This window comes from Bradyrhizobium sp. 33ap4, from assembly GCF_032654765.1.
In the GTDB taxonomy this organism is placed as follows: Bacteria; Pseudomonadota; Alphaproteobacteria; order Rhizobiales; family Xanthobacteraceae; genus Bradyrhizobium; species Bradyrhizobium australafricanum.
In genome coordinates this window covers 1-2,418 of record NZ_JAUMTJ010000154.1, presented here as the reverse complement: position 1 = coordinate 2,418, position 2,418 = coordinate 1, and the positions used below count along the sequence as shown (strand labels likewise).

Sequence of the window (2,418 nt, the reverse complement as noted above, 5' to 3'; positions counted from 1 at the left end):
CGATCTGACAACTTTACCGGCTTCATCCATCTCGCTGCCGCAATGATCTGGATGCAATGAATGTCGATCGGTCCTAGAGCGCCCGGGGAGACGCTGAGGCCGACATTCCAAGTGGATCGTCCAAGTGCTTTCGGCAGGGGCAGCACTTGGACCTTACGGTAACCGGAAATCCGCGTCGGCCGTTCCTGTCTAAAAAGAAATGGCCCCAGCGACGGACAGAGCTGCGCGCCTTGTTTATTTGTAAACTTCCACGTTAGACGTTATGCCGGTATTCCCTGTTCGGACCGCCTCAAGGCGAGAGCCCGGTTTGACCGGCCTACATCCTCCAGACGATATGCATATCATTTGCCCGGTCGCCTGACTTTCTTTCGGCTTGCCTTTGCGGTCTGGGCACAGGCGCTTCCGGCCAACGTCGTTGATAAGAAGAATTCAACCAATCCGGCAGCCAATACAGATCGGATAATAACTCTCCTGAATTCTTCCGGGCTCAAAATTCCAATCGATCGGGAATGCCCGCGAAGGTTCCACCGTACATGCGCGGTTCCATGCGGCAGCAAGGATTGCCGGCCCCGCAATCACACAGACGAGTTCCCACCCCTATCGCCGGCTGCTTTGGCACCCTGCGGGCCGGGCCAGGCTCGACGACTGGCGCCGCAACCAAGCCCATCTGCCGGGCCGGGCCGAGGCCATCCGCCGGCCGGTCGAGATCGGGCTGAAGGCGAAGGTGTAGCCCACTTGCGGCCGCGCCCCCGTTGAGATTGTATCTGACCCGCAAAACAACCAGATTCGCCGTCCAATTTCCTGGAACCAGACCACAATATTTTCGTTGACATGACCAATAGTAAATCTGCTATAAAGTCGTCTGAGCGCAAGGAGGATGTGCCTCTCGAGTTCGTCGGCTCATCGCTTGAGGATCTTTCCGCTTTTCCCCTTCCGTGCAAGAAGGAGATCGGTTTTGCGCTCCGTGCCGCCCAGAAGGGCGGAAAAGGAGAGAATGTAAAGCCGCTGAAAGGTTTTGGCGGAGCTAGCGTCCTTCAAATCAAGTCTAGTTTTGACGGAGATACGTTCCGGGCTGTCTACACGGTTCAGCTGAAAGGCGCCATATACGTACTCCACGCCTTTCAGAAGAAATCCACTAAAGGGAAAACGACATCCCAGAACGACAAGGACTTGATACGCACCCGGTTGAACGCGGCAATTGAGTTACACGCGGAGAAGGAAAATGAGCAAAGCAAGAAGCACAAAAGGCAGCGGTAATGTTTTCGCCGATATTGGCGTGCCGGATGCAGAGATGCATCTTGCTAAGGCCGACCTTGTCCTCGGCATCGCCGCGATCATTCGATCAAAAGGGCTCACACAATCACAAGCCGCGAAGACGATCGGGATTGCGCAGCCCGATGTCTCTCGACTTATGCGTGGGAACTTCGACGGCTTCTCCTATGAGCGTCTATTTAATCTACTCAACGCGCTGGGAGAGAACGTGCGTATCGTGGTTTCAGACGCCAAGCCTAAGACCAAGGCAAAACTTGAATTCGAATTTTCGTAACGTACAAAAAGCGGTCGCCATCGAGCGGCGCTTAGCATCATCGCGCCCTCCGTTACGCCCTCTCGAGAACGCGGAAGGACTCGGCGGCGCCACCATCCAGCCGGGCCGGCCGGTCGGTTTCCAACCAGCTCACCGGTCTGCCCATTGTCCTCAGCGCCTTGAAGGCAGCGCGGAGCACTGGATCGCGGAAGAGCGAAGAAGCCGGCTTTGTATTAGATTGCTTGGGCCATGCTCACTCCTTGGCTTGGGCTAGAGCCGAGCGGGTGTTCCAGCACTTGCTCGGCTTGTCTCTTTATGACGTGCCATCAAGAATAAATGACGGAAATCGAGGCGGGGGCGCCTTCCCGTACAAAACGAGCCCGTTACCGCGAATGATTCATATGCCCCGCGAGATGTTGATGATTGGCGGCGCCATCAGGGGGATCTGCCTGGCGACCTGAGGCTATCCGCCGGCTGGTCGAGATCGGGCTTGCGGTTGACCAAATAACCTCTTGAACTCGCCCGCAGGTTGCTGAAGACTGTCGCTCTTTGAGAAAAGTTGTTTTTCAGGGCGATCAATATGAAAATGTTCTTGGTTCTTGCTGCGGCGCTGTCCGTGGCGTTGGTAGCCTCATCGCCATGTTTAGCGAGAGCCGGCGGCGGCGGTCATTCCTATGGTGGTGGCGCAAGATCCGCCGCAACGTTTCGTGCCACTCCTGTCATGCGCTCCGCACCTGGCTATCGGGCGCCGCCGGCGGCTCGGCTTTATGTACCCAGGCAGCAATACGGTCACCCGAGATACGTCCCGGCGATCTACACTAGTGGCTCGTCACAGTGATTTTGACGGTTTGATACCGAGCCAGCTTAGGATCGGCAAGTTCTCTGGCGGCACG

Annotated in this window: 2 protein-coding genes; both read left to right on the top strand. The window is 56.5% G+C overall.

The window, feature by feature from the left end:
- Nucleotides 1–831 precede the first annotated feature (831 nt).
- Nucleotides 832–1,257 carry a type II toxin-antitoxin system RelE/ParE family toxin gene (locus Q2M23_RS43415; protein WP_316399490.1) on the top strand — a complete coding sequence of 142 codons (426 nt, stop codon included), beginning with the start codon at nt 832–834 and terminating at the stop codon, nt 1,255–1,257.
- Complete coding sequence (locus tag Q2M23_RS43410; protein WP_092089278.1) at nt 1,223–1,546, top strand: helix-turn-helix domain-containing protein; 324 nt, start codon at nt 1,223–1,225, stop codon at nt 1,544–1,546. Before Q2M23_RS43415 ends, Q2M23_RS43410 begins: the two co-directional genes overlap by 35 nt.
- The last annotated feature ends 872 nt before the right edge of the window (nt 1,547–2,418 follow it).

Bases quoted from the DNA above. Each gene is read 5' to 3' on its own strand.
- Q2M23_RS43410 (WP_092089278.1), top strand. From the start codon at position 1,223: ATGAGCAAAGCAAGAAGCACAAAAGGCAGCGGTAATGTTTTCGCCGAT.
- Q2M23_RS43415 (WP_316399490.1), top strand. From the start codon at position 832: ATGACCAATAGTAAATCTGCTATAAAGTCGTCTGAGCGCAAGGAGGAT.